Below are 16,006 nucleotides of genomic sequence, written 5' to 3' on the forward strand. Positions count from 1 at the left end.
GGCGAGGAAGTGGAGATCGTGGGTCTGCACGACACGCAGAAGACCACGGTGACCGGCGTGGAGATGTTCCGCAAGCTGCTGGACCAGGGCGAGGCCGGCGACAACGTGGGCGTGCTGCTGCGCGGCACCAAGCGTGACGACGTGCAGCGCGGTCAGGTGCTGTGCAAGCCGGGTTCGATCACGCCGCACACCCAGTTCGAGGCGGAAGTCTACATCCTGAACAAGGAAGAGGGTGGTCGTCACACGCCGTTCTTCAACGGGTATCGGCCGCAGTTCTATTTCCGCACGACGGACGTGACGGGATCGGTCGAGCTGCCGGAAGGCACCGAGATGGTGATGCCGGGCGACAACGTGAAGATGACGGTGTCGCTGATCAGCCCGATCGCCATGGAAGACGGTCTGCGTTTCGCGATTCGCGAAGGCGGCCGCACCGTGGGCGCCGGCGTCGTCTCCAGGATTATCGAGTGATAGACTGAGCAGTCAGCTGGCAGGCCTCCCGCGTTTGCATCCGCTGCAACCGCGGGTGCCTGCCTTCTACGATTACAGGCCAGTAGCTCAATTGGCAGAGCAGCGGTCTCCAAAACCGCAGGTTGGGGGTTCGAGTCCCTCCTGGCCTGCCATCTTTTACGATGGCGGCAAGCACCGGGTGAGACGATTTCATGACTGAACAATCGGAAGGCAGCGGCGCGCTGGATACCGTCAAGCTCGCCGTGGTCGTGGCCTTGCTCGTTGCCGGCGTCATGGGCTTCTACTGGTTCCAGGACGAATCGACCCTCGTGCGCGTGGTCGGTTTGCTTGCTGTCGTGGCCGTGGCTGCCGGGATCGGCATGACCACCTACAAAGGCCGACAGCTGAGCGCCTTTATGGGCAACGCCCGCACCGAAGTGCGCAAGATGGTCTGGCCGACTCGCGTCGAAACGACCCAGACTACCCTGGTCGTGATCGCCGTCGTCATCGTGGTGGGGATCTTCCTCTGGCTCCTGGACATGTTCCTGGGGTGGTCCGTCAGTCGCTTCATCGGATAGGCATCAGGAATCTACCCCATGGCATTACGCTGGTACGTAGTACAGGCATTCTCCGGCTTCGAGTCCCAGGTCAAGCGGTCGCTGGAAGAACGCATCGAGCGCTTCGAGATGCAGGACCATTTTGGCCAGATCCTCGTCCCGACCGAAGAGGTCGTGGAGATGAAGGACGGCCAGAAGCGCAAGAGTGAACGGAAGTTCTTTCCGGGGTACGTGCTGGTCCAGATGGATTTCAGCGACGAGGCCTGGCACCTGGTGAAGGCGGTCCCCCGCGTTCTCGGGTTCATCGGGGGCACGGCGGATCGCCCGGCCCCGATCAGCGAAAAGGAAGCCGAGGCCATCCTCAACCGCATGGAAGAGGGCGCGGAGAAGCCACGTCCGAAGGTCCTGTTTGAAGTTGGCGAGATGGTTCGCGTCATCGATGGGCCCTTCAACGACTTCAATGGTGTCGTCGAAGAGGTCAACTACGACAAGAGCCGTCTGCTGGTGGCCGTCCAGATTTTCGGTCGTTCGACCCCGGTGGAACTCGAGTTCCATCAGGTCGAGAAAAACTGACGCAGTCTGCGTTCAACACCTTGATCGGGGAGCCGCGAGGCGCCTGTACCCGAGGGAGTCAGCATGGCAAAGAAAATCGAAGCCTACATCAAGCTTCAGGTCGGGGCTGGCAAGGCCAACCCGAGTCCCCCCGTCGGCCCCGCACTGGGTCAGCGCGGCGTGAACATCATGGAGTTCTGCAAGGCGTTCAACGCCGAGACCCAGGACATGGAGCCCGGTCTGCCAATCCCGGTGGTGATCACCGTGTATTCCGACCGGTCGTTCACCTTCGTGACCAAGACCCCGCCGGCACAGATCCTTCTGAAGAAGGCCGCCGGAATCCAGAGCGGTTCGGGTGAGCCGAACACCAAAAAGGTCGGGAAGGTCACGCGCGAGCAGCTGGAAGAGATTGCTCGCGCCAAGGAGCCGGACCTGACCGCCGCCGACATGGACGCCGCGGTCCGGACGATCGCCGGCAGCGCCCGCAGTATGGGCATCGATGTGGAGGGTCTCTGAGATGGCGAAGCTGAGCAAACGCATGCAGACGATCCGCGAGAAGGTGGAGCCGACTCGTGCGTATCCCGCCGATGAGGCCTTCTCCCTTCTGCGCGAGCTGGCCACCGCAAAATTCCGCGAGTCCGTCGACGTCGCCGTGAATCTGGGCGTGGATCCGCGGAAATCCGACCAGGTCGTGCGCGGCTCCACGGTCCTCCCGCACGGCAACGGCAAGACCGTTCGCGTGGCGGTGTTCACCCAGGGCGATAACGCCGATGCCGCCAAAGAGGCCGGCGCGGATGTGGTCGGCATGGACGACCTTGCCGAACAGGTCAAGGCCGGTCAGCTCGATTTCGACGTGGTGATCGCCTCGCCCGACGCGATGCGCGTGGTGGGTCAGCTGGGCCAGATCCTCGGTCCGCGCGGCCTGATGCCCAACCCCAAGGTGGGTACCGTGACGCCGGATGTGGCCACGGCAGTGACCAATGCCAAGGGTGGGCAGGTGCGCTACCGCACGGACAAGGGCGGCATCGTCCACTGCACGATCGGCGCGGCCGACTTCGAGGCGGATGCCCTGAAGGACAACCTGAACGCGCTGCTGCAGGATCTGATCAAGATGAAGCCGGCGACCTCCAAGGGCCAGTACGTGCGGGGTGTCACGGTGTCCACGACGATGGGTCCCGGGCTGAAGGTCGACGGCGCCACCCTCAATCTCTGATTCCGCCGTACGCGGCGGAATCCAATGCTTTGGTCGGCTGTCGCGCGAGCGGCACGCCATCCAAGACCGCAGGCGGGCCGTTCGGCGGCGCTTAATATCTCAGCCTGCGCAGATGGTGTCACCCGATTCAGGAATGGCCTGCGACGGGAGCACCTGAGTACCGGTCTCCGGACCGGTTCACGACCATCTCCGGATGGTCTCAACAGAGGAGAGTCAACGTGGCTTTGAATCTCGATGACAAGAAGCAGATTGTCACGGAACTGGCTGCGATTGCTGCCTCGGCGCACTCCGCGGTGGGTGCGGAATATCGAGGTCTCTCGGTCGCGCAGATGACCGAGCTGCGCAAGCAGGCTCGGGAGCAGGATGTTTATCTGCGCGTGGTGAAGAACAATCTCGCCAAGCGCGCGCTGGCGGGCACGGACTTCGAGTGCATGCAGCCCGAGCTGCATGGGCCGTTGGTTCTTGCCTTCAGCCTGGAGGAGCCATCCTCCGCCGCGCGTCTGGTGCGAGATTTCGCCAAGACCAACGATCAGCTGAAAGCACGGATGGTGTCCTTCGGCGGTGAACTGATGGGGGCGAACGATCTCGAACGTCTCGCCAGCCTGCCGACCCGCGAGGAGGCCCTGAGCCAGCTGATGGCCACGATGCGCGCACCGCTCGACAAGTTCGCCCGCACCGTCAACGAGGTGCCCGGCAAACTGGTGCGTACCGTTGCAGCGATCCGCGATCAGAAGCAGGCAGCCTGATCCCGGTTCCTGGAATCCTATTCGCTAGCACATTTCTGAATGCGGGCAGCCCCGCAGGGAGAACCTACTAATGGCCGTTTCGAAAGAAGATATCCTGGAAGCCATCGGCAACATGACGGTCCTCGAAATCGTGGACCTGATTGGCGAGATGGAAGAGAAGTTCGGCGTGACCGCGGCTGCTGCCGTGGCCGCAGCCCCGGCCGCCGCCGGCGATGGTGAAGGTGGCGGCGGTGAAGCCGAGAAGGACGAGTTCGACGTCGTCATGTCCGGCTTCGGCGACAACAAGGTTGGCGTCATCAAGGTCGTGCGCGGCCTGACCGGCCTGGGCCTGAAGGAGGCCAAGGAGATGGTCGAAGGCGTGCCCGCCACCGTGAAGGAAGGCGCGGCCAAGGAAGAAGCCGAGAAGATGAAGGCGGAGCTGGAAGAAGCCGGCGCGTCCGTCGAGCTGAAGTAACAAGGGCGTTACGCCCGTTGTCAGACGTGTCCGTCACGGGCATGCGGAGCTGGCGGCTGCGAGGCCGTCAGCTTCCGCCCGTGGTGGCGCGGATTTATTGCGCGTTGTTCTGCTAGCCCCCGAGGTATTCCATGGCCCTCAGTTATACCGAAAAGAAACGCATCCGCAAGGATTTCGGGAAGCGTCCCCAGATCCTGGACGTTCCGTATCTGCTGGAGACCCAGCTCACCTCCTACCGCAATTTCCTCCAGGAGGACCGGGGTGCGGACAGTCGCGAAGGACTCGGTCTGCACGCGGCGTTTCAGTCGGTATTTCCCATTGTCAGTTATTCCGGTCACGTTCAGCTGGAATATGTCAGTTATCGGCTCGGCGAGCCGGTCTTCGACGTCAAGGAATGCCAGATCCGCGGCGTGACCTATGCGGCCCCGCTGCGAGTGCTGCTGCGGCTGGTGATTCACGACAAGGATGCGCCTGCCGGCTCCACCGTGGTGAAGGAGGTGAAGGAGCAGGAGGTCTACATGGGCGAGCTGCCCCTGATGACCGAGAACGGCACCTTCGTGATCAACGGTACCGAGCGGGTGATCGTCTCCCAGCTGCACCGTTCGCCCGGGGTGTTCTTCGACTCCGACAAGGGCAAGACCCAGGGTAGCTCGCAGAAGCTGCTGTACAACGCACGCATCATCCCGTACCGCGGTTCGTGGCTCGATTTCGAGTTCGACGCCAAGGACGGGGTGTATGTCCGTATTGACCGTCGCCGGAAGCTGCCGGCCTCCATCCTGCTGCGTGCGCTGGGGATGGACACCGAGCAGATCCTGGAGACGTTCTTTGATTTCAATCAGCTCACGCTTGATGAAACCGGCGGTGAGCTGGACCTGATTCCCGAGCGCCTCCGCGGCGAGACGGCCGTGGTGGACATCCGTGACGGTGACCAGGTGATCGTGGAGGCGGGCCGACGCATTACCCCGCGTCACATCCGGGAGATCGAAAAGGCGGGGATCCGCACCCTGCGCGTACCGGACGAGCATCTGGTGGGCCGCGTTCTGGCGCGCACGATCATGGACCCGTCGACCGGCGAGGTGATCGGTAATGCCAACGACGCGCTGACGCAGGATCTGCTGGACCGTCTGCGCGCGGAAGGCATCCATCAGTTCGACACGATCTACACCAACGAGTACGACCACGGGCCGTACATGTCGGACACGCTGCGGCTGGATCCGACACGCACTCAGCTGGAAGCCCAGGTCGAGATCTACCGCGTGATGCGTCCGGGCGAGCCGCCGACCAAGGATGCCGCGGAGAATCTGTTCGCCAACCTGTTCTTCTCGGAAGACCGCTACGATCTTTCGGCCGTCGGCCGCATGAAGTTCAACCGCCGCGTCGGTCGTGATACCGATGAAGGCGAGGGCGTGCTGTCCACGGACGACATCCTCGATGTGCTCAAGGTCCTGATCGATCTCCGCAACGGTAACGGCCGTACCGACGACATCGACCACCTTGGCAATCGTCGCATCCGCTCGGTGGGCGAAATGGCCGAGAATCAGTTCCGCCTGGGGCTGGTCCGCGTCGAGCGCGCGGTAAAGGAACGCCTGACCGTCGCGGAGAGCGAGGGCCTGATGCCGCAGGAGCTGATCAACGCCAAGCCGGTGGCGGCCGCGATCAAGGAATTCTTCGGTTCCAGCCAGCTGTCGCAGTTCATGGACCAGAACAACCCGCTGTCCGAGGTGACCCACAAGCGCCGGATCTCCGCGCTGGGTCCGGGTGGCCTGACGCGCGAGCGCGCGGGCTTTGAAGTGCGGGACGTGCATCCCACGCATTACGGGCGGGTGTGCCCGATCGAGACGCCGGAAGGTCCGAACATCGGTCTGATCAACTCGCTGGCGGTGTATGCGCGGACCAACCGTTACGGCTTCCTCGAGACGCCGTATCGCAAGGTCGAGGACGGGCGGGTGACCGCCGAGATCGCCTATCTCTCGGCCATCGAGGAAAGCCAGTACGTCATCGCGCAGGCGAACGCGGCCATGGACGAGGACGGTCGCCTGACCGATGACCTGGTGTCCTGCCGGCACCAGGAAGAGTTCACGATCTCCTCGCCGGACAAGATCCAGTATATGGATATCTCGCCGAAGCAGATCGTGTCGGTGGCGGCCGCGCTGTTGCCGTTCCTGGAGCATGACGACGCGAACCGCGCGCTGATGGGCGCCAACATGCAGCGCCAGGCGGTTCCGTGCTTGCGCTCGGACAAGCCGCTGGTCGGGACCGGTATCGAACGTACCGTCGCCATCGACTCCGGCTCGGCGATTGTCGCCCGTCGCGGTGGCACCGTGGATTCCGCGGACGCCGGGCGTGTGGTCGTGCGGGTCAATGACGACGAGACCCAGCCGGGCGAACCCGGCGTGGATATCTACAATCTGACCAAGTATTCGCGCTCGAACCAGAACACCGCGATCAACCAGCGTCCGCTGGTGGCCGTTGGTGACGAAATTGCGCGCGGCGATGTGCTGGCCGACGGTTCCTCCACGGACATGGGCGACCTGGCGCTGGGCCAGAACATGATGGTCGCCTTCATGCCCTGGAACGGCTACAACTTCGAGGACTCGATCCTGATCTCGGAGCGTGCGGTTCACGAGGATCGCTATACCACCATTCACATCGAGGAGCTCAACTGCACCGCGCGTGACACCAAGCTCGGGCAGGAAGAGGTGACGGCCGACATCCCCAATGTCTCCGAATCGCTGCTGTCCAAGCTGGACGAGTCCGGTGTGGTGTACGTGGGTGCCGAGGTGAAGCCGGGCGACATCCTGGTCGGGAAGGTGACGCCCAAGGGCGAGACCCAGCTGACGCCGGAAGAGAAGCTTCTGCGTGCGATCTTCGGCGAAAAGGCGTCGGACGTGAAGGATACGTCCCTGCGCGTCCCGTCGGGTGTCGAGGGAACGGTCATCGACGTTCGGGTGTTCACGCGGGACGGCGTCGAGAAGGACGCCCGGGCCAAGTCGATCGAAGAGGACGACATGGCCGCGGTGCGCAAGGACCTGCGGGATCAGCTGCGGATCTACGAGGACGACATCTTTGCGCGGATGGAGAAGCTCCTGGTCAACAAGACCGCCGCAGGCGGGCCCGACGGGCTGGGAGACGGCTCCAGGGTGACGAAGAAATACCTGCAGGGCCTGTCGCGTGACCAGTGGTTCGAGATCCGCCTGCAGGATGACGACGTGAATGCCCAGCTGGAGGACCTCGGGCGTCAGCTCAAGGACCAGAAAACGGCGTTTGACGAAAAGGTCGAGCACCAGAAGGCGAAGCTGGCCGCGGGGGACGATCTGCCGCCGGGCGTGCAGAAGATGGTCAAAGTCTACGTGGCCGTGAAGCGCCGTCTCCAGCCGGGCGACAAGATGGCCGGTCGGCACGGGAACAAGGGCGTGATCTCGATGATCGTGCCGGAAGAAGACATGCCGTTCCTGGATGACGGGACGCCGGTGGACGTGGTTCTGAACCCGCTGGGTGTGCCTTCGCGCATGAACGTCGGTCAGGTGCTCGAGGTCCATCTTGGCTGGGCCGCGAGGGGGCTGGGCGACAAGATCAACCGCATGCTCGAGGCGCAATCCGAGATCGCGAAGCTCCGCGAGTTCCTGGACCGCATCTACAACCACCGTGATCGCAAGGTCAACCTGGACGAGCTCTCGGACAGCGAGATCCTGACCCTGTGCCGGAACCTGCGGGGCGGCGTGCCGATGGCGACACCGGTGTTCGACGGTGCGGCCGAGGAAGAGATCAAGGAGATGCTGCGGCTCGCCGATCTGCCCGAGACGGGGCAGGCGACCCTGTACGACGGCCGGACCGGGGAGGCCTTCGATCGCCCGGTGACGGTGGGCTACATGCATATGCTGAAGCTCAACCACCTGGTCGACGACAAGATGCACGCGCGCTCCACCGGCCCGTACTCGCTGGTGACCCAGCAGCCGCTGGGTGGCAAGGCGCAGTTCGGTGGCCAGCGCTTCGGCGAGATGGAGGTCTGGGCGCTGGAGGCCTACGGTGCTGCCTACACCCTGCAGGAAATGCTGACGGTGAAGGCGGACGACGTGCAAGGCCGCAACAAGATGTACAAGAACATCGTCGACGGCGAGCACCAGATGGAAGCCAATGTGCCCGAGTCCTTCAACGTGCTGATGAAGGAAATCAAGGCGCTGGGCATCAACATCGAGCTCGAGCAGGACTGACCCGCTCCGTTCGCAACGTGATCCGAAGGGGCGCCGTGCGCCCCTCGAAAACTAGCTGTGAGGCAAGTGAATGAAAGACCTCCTGAATCTGTTCAAGCAGCAGACCCAGCCGGAAGAGTTTGACGCCATCCGGATTGGCCTGGCGTCCTCCGACCAGGTGCGCTCCTGGTCGTTCGGCGAAGTGAAAAAGCCGGAGACGATCAACTACCGGACCTTCAAGCCGGAGCGGGACGGGCTGTTCTGTGCCAAGATCTTCGGCCCGGTGAAGGATTACGAGTGCCTCTGCGGCAAGTACAAGCGCCTGAAGCACCGGGGCGTGGTGTGCGAGAAGTGTGGCGTCGAGGTGACCCAGACCAAGGTGCGCCGCGAGCGCATGGGGCATATCGACCTGGCCTCCCCGGTGGCGCATATCTGGTATCTGAAGAGCCTGCCGTCGCGCATCGGCCTGCTGCTGGACATGACTCTGAAGGACATCGAGAAGGTGCTGTACTTCGAGTCCTTCATCGTGACGGACCCGGGCTTCACCACCCTGGAGAAGCGTCAGCTCCTGACCGACGAGGAATACCTCGAGGCGATGGAAGAGCACGGTGACGACTTCACCGCGATGATGGGCGCGGAGGCGGTACTGAGCCTTTTGAAGGAACTGGACCTGCAGTCCGAAGCTGCGCGGATGCGCCAGGAACTGTCGGAGACGGGTTCCGAAACCAAGATCAAGCGGCTCGGCAAGCGCCTGAAGCTGATCGAGTCGTTCCTCGAATCCGGCAACAAGCCGGAATGGATGATCATGGACGTGCTGCCGGTGCTGCCGCCGGACCTGCGTCCGCTGGTGCCGCTGGATGGGGGTCGCTTCGCGACTTCTGACCTGAACGACCTGTACCGCCGGGTGATCAATCGCAACAACCGTCTGCGCCGTCTGCTGGAGCTGAATGCCCCGGACATCATCGTGCGCAACGAAAAGCGCATGCTGCAGGAATCGGTCGACGCCCTGCTGGACAACGGCCGTCGCGGCCGTGCGATCACCGGCACCAACAAGCGCCCGCTGAAGTCTCTGGCCGACATGATCAAGGGCAAGCAGGGTCGCTTCCGCCAGAACCTGCTGGGCAAGCGCGTCGACTACTCCGGCCGCTCCGTGATCGTGGTCGGCCCGACCCTGCGCCTGCACCAGTGCGGCCTGCCCAAGCGCATGGCGCTGGAACTGTTCAAGCCGTTCATCTTCGGCAAGCTGCAGCGCCGCGGCCTGGCGACCACCATCAAGGCCGCCAAGAAGGCCGTGGAGAAGGAAGGCCCCGAGGTCTGGGACATCCTCGAAGAGGTGATCCGCGAGCACCCGGTGATGCTGAACCGCGCCCCGACCCTGCACCGCCTGGGCATCCAGGCCTTCGAACCGGTGCTGATCGAGGGCAAGGCGATCCAGCTGCATCCGCTGGTCTGTGCCGCGTTCAACGCCGACTTCGACGGTGACCAGATGGCCGTGCACGTGCCGCTGTCGCTGGAGGCCCAGCTGGAGGCGCGCACGTTGATGCTGTCCTCCAACAACGTTCTGTCCCCGGCCAATGGCGAGCCCATTATCGTGCCGTCGCAGGACATCGTGCTCGGCCTTTATTACCTGTCGCGGGAGAAGGTCAATGCCCGGGGCGAGGGCATGGTGTTCGCGGACGTGGATGAGGTGCATCGCGCCTACGAGAACGGCAAGGTCGATCTGCATGCGCGCGTCACCGTGCGCATGGAGGATCCGCACGCCGAACATGCCGAGAGCGAGGGCGAGCGTCCGCGCGTGCGTCTGGAAACCACGGTCGGGCGGGCGATCCTGTCGCGGGTCATGCCCCGCGGACTGCCCTTCGAGCTGATCGATCAGGAGCTGGACAAGAAGAGCATCTCGCACCTGATCAATGCCTGCTACCGCCGCCTGGGCCTCAAGGACACCGTGGTGTTCGCGGACCAGCTGATGTATGCCGGTTTCTACTACTCGACCCGTGCCGGCGTGTCTTTCTGCGCGGATGACATGGTCATTCCGGAGGAAAAGCAGCCGATCCTGGAGAATGCCGAGGAGCAGGTGAAGGAGATCGAGGAGCAGTACGCCTCGGGCCTGGTCACCAAGGGCGAGCGCTACAACAAGGTCGTGGACATCTGGGCACACTGTAACGACCAGGTGGCGAAGTCGATGATGGAGCACCTCGGCAAGGAAGAGGTGACGAATCGCGACGGCGAAGTGGTCGAGCAGCGTGCGTTCAACTCCATATTCATGATGGCCGACTCCGGGGCGCGCGGATCCGCGGCGCAGATTCGCCAGCTGGCGGGCATGCGCGGGCTGATGGCGAAGCCGGACGGGTCCATCATCGAGACACCGATCACCGCGAACTTCCGCGAGGGTCTCAACGTCCTGCAGTACTTCATCTCGACCCACGGCGCCCGCAAGGGCCTGGCGGATACCGCGCTGAAGACGGCCAACTCGGGATACCTCACGCGTCGCCTGGTGGACGTGTCGCAGGACGTGGTGGTAACCGAGCCCGACTGCGGTACCGAACAGGGCCTCTTGATGAAGCCGATCATCGAGGGCGGCGATGTGGTCGAACCGCTGCGCGACCGGGTGCTTGGTCGCACGGTGGCGGTGGACATCCTGCGCCCGGGCACGGACGAGGTGCTGGTGCCGAAGGACACCCTGCTCGACGAGGCGATGGTGGATCAGCTCGACGCCGCGGGCGTCGACGAGGTCCTGGTTCGGTCGGCGATCACTTGCGAGACCCGGCAGGGTATCTGTGCCAAATGCTACGGGCGCGACCTGGCGCGCGGCCACGAGGTCAACTCGGGTGAATCGGTGGGGGTCATCGCGGCCCAGTCAATCGGCGAGCCCGGAACCCAGCTGACCATGCGTACGTTCCACATCGGCGGTGCGGCGTCCCGCGCCGTCACGGTCAGTGCGATCCAGGTCAAGAATGCCGGGCACATCCGTCTCCACAACATCAAGACCGTGGAGCACAAGTCCGGCAACCTGGTGGCGGTGTCGCGTTCCGGCGAACTGGGTGTGATCGACGAGGCCGGTCGCGAGCGCGAGCGCTACAAGGTTCCCTATGGCGCGACGATCATGGTCCACGAGGGCAATGCGGTCGAAGCCGGTCAGGAAATCGCCACCTGGGATCCGCATACCCACCCGATCGTGACCGAAGTGGCGGGTACCGTGAAGCTCGCGGATTTCATCGAAAACGTGACGGTGACGAAGGAGACGGACGAGTTCACCGGCCTGTCCTCCAACGTGGTCCTCGATCCCAAGAGCCGGAGCTCCGCGGGCAAGGATCTGCGGCCCACGGTCAAGCTGCTGGACGACGCCGGGAACGAGGTCTACATCCCGGGGACGGACATGCCCGCGCAGTACATGCTGCCGGCCAACGCGATCTTCAACCTGGAAGACAATGCGCGGGTCGAAGTGGGTGACGTCATTGCGCGGCTGCCGCAGGAGTCTTCGAAGACCCGTGACATCACCGGCGGTCTGCCGCGCGTCGCCGATCTGTTCGAGGCGCGCAAGCCCAAGGAGCCGGCGATCCTGGCGGAGCTGTCCGGTACGGTTTCGTTTGGCAAGGAGACCAAGGGCAAGCAGCGCCTCATCATCACGCCGGACCGGGGCGACGCCCACGAGATGCTGATTGCCAAGCAGCGGACCGTTAATGTGTTCGAGGGCGAACGTGTCGAGCAGGGCGAAGTGATCGTGGATGGCGAACTGGACCCGCACGATATCCTCCGCCTGCGGGGCGTCACCGCGCTCGCGGAATATCAGGTGCAGGAGATCCAGGACGTATATCGTCTGCAGGGCGTAAAGATCAACGACAAGCACATCGAAGTCGTCGTCCGCCAGATGCTGCGCAAGGTCAACATCCTGGATCCGGGCGACACCCGGTTCCTGTCCGGTGACCAGGTGGATCGCACTCGTGTCCTCGAGGAGAACGAGAAGCTGTCCGGCGATCAGCAGCCGGCGACCTACGAACGCGTGCTTCTGGGGATTACCAAGGCCTCGCTGGTGACGGAATCGTTCATCTCCGCGGCCTCCTTCCAGGAGACCACGCGGGTGCTGACCGAGGCCTCGACGCGCGGGGCGCGGGACGACCTTCGCGGGCTCAAGGAGAACGTGATCGTGGGTCGCCTGATCCCCGCGGGGACCGGGCTGGCTTATCACAAGGAACGCCGGCGCAGGCGGGCGCTCGAGATGCCGGAGTTCGAAACGGTGGGCGAGAGCGAACCGGAGGCCGAACCGGCCGAAGCGCCTTCGGCAGGGCCGGGCAGCGACGCCGGCGGCGACAGTGGAACATCGGGTGATTCCGCGCAGTGAGGCGGAGTCGAGTTGACAGTCAAGAGGGCGCGCATTAAACTTCCGCTCCCTCGACAGGCCGGTCTCGGCACCGGCCTGTCGTTATTTTTAGGCTAGGAGAAAGGGTTTCATGGCCACGATCAACCAGTTGGTACGAAAGCCGCGCAAGCGGCCGGTCGAGAAGAGCGACGTGCCGGCGCTTCAGGGTTCGCCGCAGAAGCGCGGTGTATGCACCCGTGTCTACACCACCACGCCCAAGAAGCCGAACTCGGCGCTGCGCAAGGTTGCGCGCGTGCGGCTGACCAACGGTTACGAGGTCAGCTCCTATATCGGTGGCGAAGGGCACAACCTGCAGGAACACTCCGTGGTCCTGATTCGTGGTGGTCGTGTTAAGGACCTCCCGGGTGTGCGCTATCACACGGTCCGCGGAAGCCTGGACACCCAGGGCGTGCAGAAGCGCGCGAAGGGTCGTTCCAAGTACGGGACCAAGCGTCCGAAGAAATCCTAACCGTGTTCAAGTCCGGGAACTGAAACAATGTCGAGAAGAGCAGCCGCACCCAAGCGTCACATCCTCCCCGATCCGAAATTCGGGAGCGATCGTCTGGCGAAGTTCATCAATACCGTCATGCGGGATGGCAAGAAGTCCGTCGCCGAGCGGGTCGTCTATGGCGCGCTGGACCAGATCGAGTCCAAGCAGGGTGACGGCCTGGGCGCGCTCGAGCGTGCGCTGGACAACGTGCGGCCGCGGGTCGAGGTGAAGGGCCGCCGGGTCGGCGGTGCCACCTATCAGGTTCCCGTCGAGGTGCGTGCGGTTCGTCAGGACGCGCTGGCAATGCGCTGGGTGGTCGAGGCAGCGCGCAAGCGCGGGGAACGCACCATGGCCATGAAGCTGGCCGGCGAGCTGATGGATGCGGCCGACAGCAAGGGTTCCGCCGTCAAGAAGCGCGAAGACACTCACCGGATGGCGGATGCCAACAAGGCATTCGCGCACTTCCGCTGGTAAGAACGAAGAGGCACCTCAGTGGCACGCAAGACCCCCATCAAGCGCTATCGCAATATCGGCATCAGCGCGCATATCGACGCCGGCAAGACCACGACGACCGAGCGCATCCTGTTCTACACCGGCCTGTCGCACAAGATCGGTGAGGTGCATGATGGCGCCGCCGTGATGGACTGGATGGATCAGGAGCAGGAGCGCGGTATTACGATCACCTCCGCGGCGACGACCTCGTTCTGGTCCGGCATGGCCAAGCAGTTCCCCGAACACCGCATCAATATCATCGATACGCCGGGGCACGTGGACTTCACGATCGAGGTTGAGCGGTCCATGCGTGTGCTGGACGGTGCCTGCATGGTGTATTGCGCCGTCGGCGGCGTGCAGCCACAGTCGGAAACGGTGTGGCGCCAGGCCACCAAGTACGAAGTGCCGCGGATCGCGTTCGTCAACAAGATGGACCGCGCCGGCGCCGACTACGAACGCGTCTACAATCAGATGCGCGAGCGCCTGAAGGCCAATCCCGTGCCGATCCAGATCCCGATCGGTTCGGAAGACGCCTTCGCGGGAGTGATCGACCTGGTGAAGATGCAGGCGATCCACTGGCATGACGACAACTATGGCATCAGCTTCGATTACGGCGAGATTCCGGAGGAGCTGAAGGCCGACGCCGAGAAGTGGCGCGAGAATCTGGTCGAGTCCGCCGCCGAGGCCTCGGAAGAGCTGATGGAGAAATACCTCGGCGAGGGCGAGCTGAGCGAGGAAGATATCAAGGCCGCACTGCGCAAGCGCACGCTGGACCTCGAAATCGTGCCGATGATGTGCGGCTCCGCATTCAAGAACAAGGGTGTCCAGGCGATGCTGGACGCCGTGGTCGAATACCTGCCCTCGCCGGAAGAAGTCAAGGCGATCAAGGGCGTCAAGGCCGGTACGGAAGATCCCATCGAAAAGAAGGCAACCGACGAAGAACCGTTCGCGGGTCTGGCTTTCAAGCTGATGAGCGATCCCTACGTCGGGAGCCTGACGTTCGTTCGCGTCTACTCGGGGGTGGTTAAGGCCGGTGACACGGTGCTGAACACCCAGAACAACCGTCGCGAACGTATCGGGCGCATTCTGCAGATGCATTCGAACAGCCGCGAGGAGATTCCGGAGCTGCGTGCCGGTGACATCGGTGCGGTGGTCGGCCTGAAGGATCTCTACACCGGGACCACGCTTTGCTCGCCCGATGATCCGGTCGAGCTGGAGCGCATGGAGTTCCCGGATCCGGTGATCTCCATCGCGGTCGAGCCGAAGACGAAGACCGACCAGGAAAAGATGGGCATGGCGCTGAACAAGCTGGCGCAGGAAGACCCCTCGTTCCAGGTGCGGACGGACGAAGAGTCCGGTCAAACCATCATTTCGGGCATGGGCGAGCTGCATCTCGAGGTGCTGGTCGATCGTCTGAAGCGGGAATTCAAGGTCGAGGCCAACGTGGGGCAGCCGCAGGTCGCGTACCGCGAGACCATCACCAAGTCGATCGAACAGGAAGGCAAGTTCGTCAAGCAGTCCGGCGGGCGTGGTCAGTATGGTCACGTCTGGCTGCGGATCGAGCCGCAGGAGCCGGGCGTCGGCTTCGAATTCAAGAACGAGATTGTCGGTGGCGTGGTTCCGAAGGATTACGTGCCGGCAGTGCAGAAGGGTATCGAAGAGCAGATGCGTAATGGCGTGCTCGCCGGGTACCCCATCGAGGATGTCAAGGTCAGTCTCTTCGACGGCTCCTACCACGATGTCGACTCGAACGAGAACGCCTTCAAGGTCGCGGCCTCCATGGCCTTCAAGGAGGGGGCCCTGCGCGCCGGGGCGGTGCTGCTCGAGCCGATGATGAAGGTCGAGGTGGAGACCCCCGAGGAGTACATGGGTGACGTGATGGGCGACCTTAACGGCCGTCGGGGCCTGGTGCGCGGCATGGAAGACGTGGCCGGCCAGAAGCTCCTGCATGCGGAAGTCCCGCTGTCGGAAATGTTCGGGTACTCGACCCAGCTCCGCTCGCTGACCCAGGGCCGCGCGACGTATTCGATGGAATTCGAGAAATACTCGGAGGCGCCGGCCCAGATCGCCGACGCCGTGGCCCGCAAGGCGTCCTGATACCGCCATTCCGTAGAGAACGATTTAAGAGGTCTTAGCTGTGTCCAAGGAAAAGTTCGAACGCAAGAAGCCGCACGTGAATGTGGGGACGATTGGTCATGTGGACCACGGGAAGACGACGCTGACGGCGGCGTTGACGGTGGTTCAGGCGAAGAAGTACGGCAGCGATGCGCGTGCCTTTGACCAGATTGACAACGCGCCGGAAGAGAAGCAGCGCGGTATCACGATTGCGACGGCGCACGTGGAGTACGAGTCGGACACGCGCCACTACGCGCACGTGGACTGCCCGGGTCACGCGGACTATGTGAAGAACATGATCACCGGTGCGGCGCAGATGGACGGCGCCATTCTGGTGGTTTCGGCGGCGGACGGTCCGATGCCGCAGACGCGGGAGCACATCCTGCTGTCGCG

General features: G+C 63.5%; 13 protein-coding genes and 1 tRNA gene. All 14 read left to right on the top strand.

Annotation, left to right across the window (positions count from 1 at the left end; translation table 11 throughout):
- Positions 1-468 (top strand): EF-Tu/IF-2/RF-3 family GTPase (locus tag C998_RS0113135; RefSeq protein WP_018871340.1); only part of this gene is annotated, 468 nt, incomplete at its 5' end.
- Positions 469-544: 76 nt separating this feature from the next.
- Positions 545-620 (top strand) — tRNA-Trp (locus tag C998_RS0113140).
- A gap of 39 nt (positions 621-659) precedes the next feature.
- Positions 660-1,025 carry a preprotein translocase subunit SecE gene (gene secE / locus C998_RS0113145; RefSeq protein ID WP_018871341.1) on the top strand — a complete coding sequence of 122 codons (366 nt, stop codon included), beginning with the start codon at positions 660-662 and terminating at the stop codon, positions 1,023-1,025.
- 18 nt (positions 1,026-1,043) lie between these two features.
- Positions 1,044-1,577 (top strand): transcription termination/antitermination protein NusG, encoded by a 534-nt coding sequence (gene nusG, locus C998_RS0113150; protein WP_018871342.1) that lies wholly within the window; start codon positions 1,044-1,046, stop codon positions 1,575-1,577.
- 63 nt (positions 1,578-1,640) lie between these two features.
- On the top strand, positions 1,641-2,072 hold the full coding sequence (gene rplK / locus C998_RS0113155) for a 50S ribosomal protein L11 (RefSeq protein ID WP_018871343.1): 432 nt from the start codon (positions 1,641-1,643) through the stop codon (positions 2,070-2,072).
- Position 2,073: 1 nt separating this feature from the next.
- Positions 2,074-2,769 (top strand): 50S ribosomal protein L1, encoded by a 696-nt coding sequence (gene rplA, locus C998_RS0113160; protein WP_018871344.1) that lies wholly within the window; start codon positions 2,074-2,076, stop codon positions 2,767-2,769.
- A gap of 224 nt (positions 2,770-2,993) precedes the next feature.
- The gene (gene rplJ, locus C998_RS0113165) at positions 2,994-3,515 is read left to right on the top strand and encodes a 50S ribosomal protein L10 (RefSeq protein WP_018871345.1); all 522 of its coding nucleotides are present in this window, start codon (positions 2,994-2,996) and stop codon (positions 3,513-3,515) included.
- Positions 3,516-3,585: 70 nt separating this feature from the next.
- Positions 3,586-3,969, top strand: a complete 384-nt coding sequence (rplL, locus tag C998_RS0113170; RefSeq protein WP_018871346.1) for a 50S ribosomal protein L7/L12 — start codon at positions 3,586-3,588, stop codon at positions 3,967-3,969.
- A 131-nt stretch (positions 3,970-4,100) separates the two neighbouring features.
- Positions 4,101-8,180, top strand: a complete 4,080-nt coding sequence (rpoB, locus tag C998_RS0113175; protein WP_018871347.1) for a DNA-directed RNA polymerase subunit beta — start codon at positions 4,101-4,103, stop codon at positions 8,178-8,180.
- 70 nt (positions 8,181-8,250) lie between these two features.
- The gene (rpoC, locus tag C998_RS0113180) at positions 8,251-12,498 is read left to right on the top strand and encodes a DNA-directed RNA polymerase subunit beta' (protein ID WP_018871348.1); all 4,248 of its coding nucleotides are present in this window, start codon (positions 8,251-8,253) and stop codon (positions 12,496-12,498) included.
- Between the two features lie 109 nt (positions 12,499-12,607).
- The gene (gene rpsL / locus C998_RS0113185) at positions 12,608-12,985 is read left to right on the top strand and encodes a 30S ribosomal protein S12 (RefSeq protein ID WP_018871349.1); all 378 of its coding nucleotides are present in this window, start codon (positions 12,608-12,610) and stop codon (positions 12,983-12,985) included.
- A 27-nt stretch (positions 12,986-13,012) separates the two neighbouring features.
- The gene (rpsG, locus tag C998_RS0113190; protein ID WP_018871350.1) at positions 13,013-13,480 is read left to right on the top strand and encodes a 30S ribosomal protein S7; all 468 of its coding nucleotides are present in this window, start codon (positions 13,013-13,015) and stop codon (positions 13,478-13,480) included.
- A gap of 18 nt (positions 13,481-13,498) precedes the next feature.
- Positions 13,499-15,595 carry an elongation factor G gene (gene fusA, locus C998_RS0113195; protein WP_018871351.1) on the top strand — a complete coding sequence of 699 codons (2,097 nt, stop codon included), beginning with the start codon at positions 13,499-13,501 and terminating at the stop codon, positions 15,593-15,595.
- A 40-nt stretch (positions 15,596-15,635) separates the two neighbouring features.
- Positions 15,636-16,006, top strand: a 371-nt coding sequence (locus C998_RS14375; protein WP_018869892.1) for a GTP-binding protein, incomplete at its 3' end; no start/stop codon positions are given.

Source organism: Thioalkalivibrio sp. ALgr3, assembly GCF_000377325.1.
Taxonomy (GTDB): Bacteria; Pseudomonadota; Gammaproteobacteria; order Ectothiorhodospirales; family Ectothiorhodospiraceae; genus Thioalkalivibrio.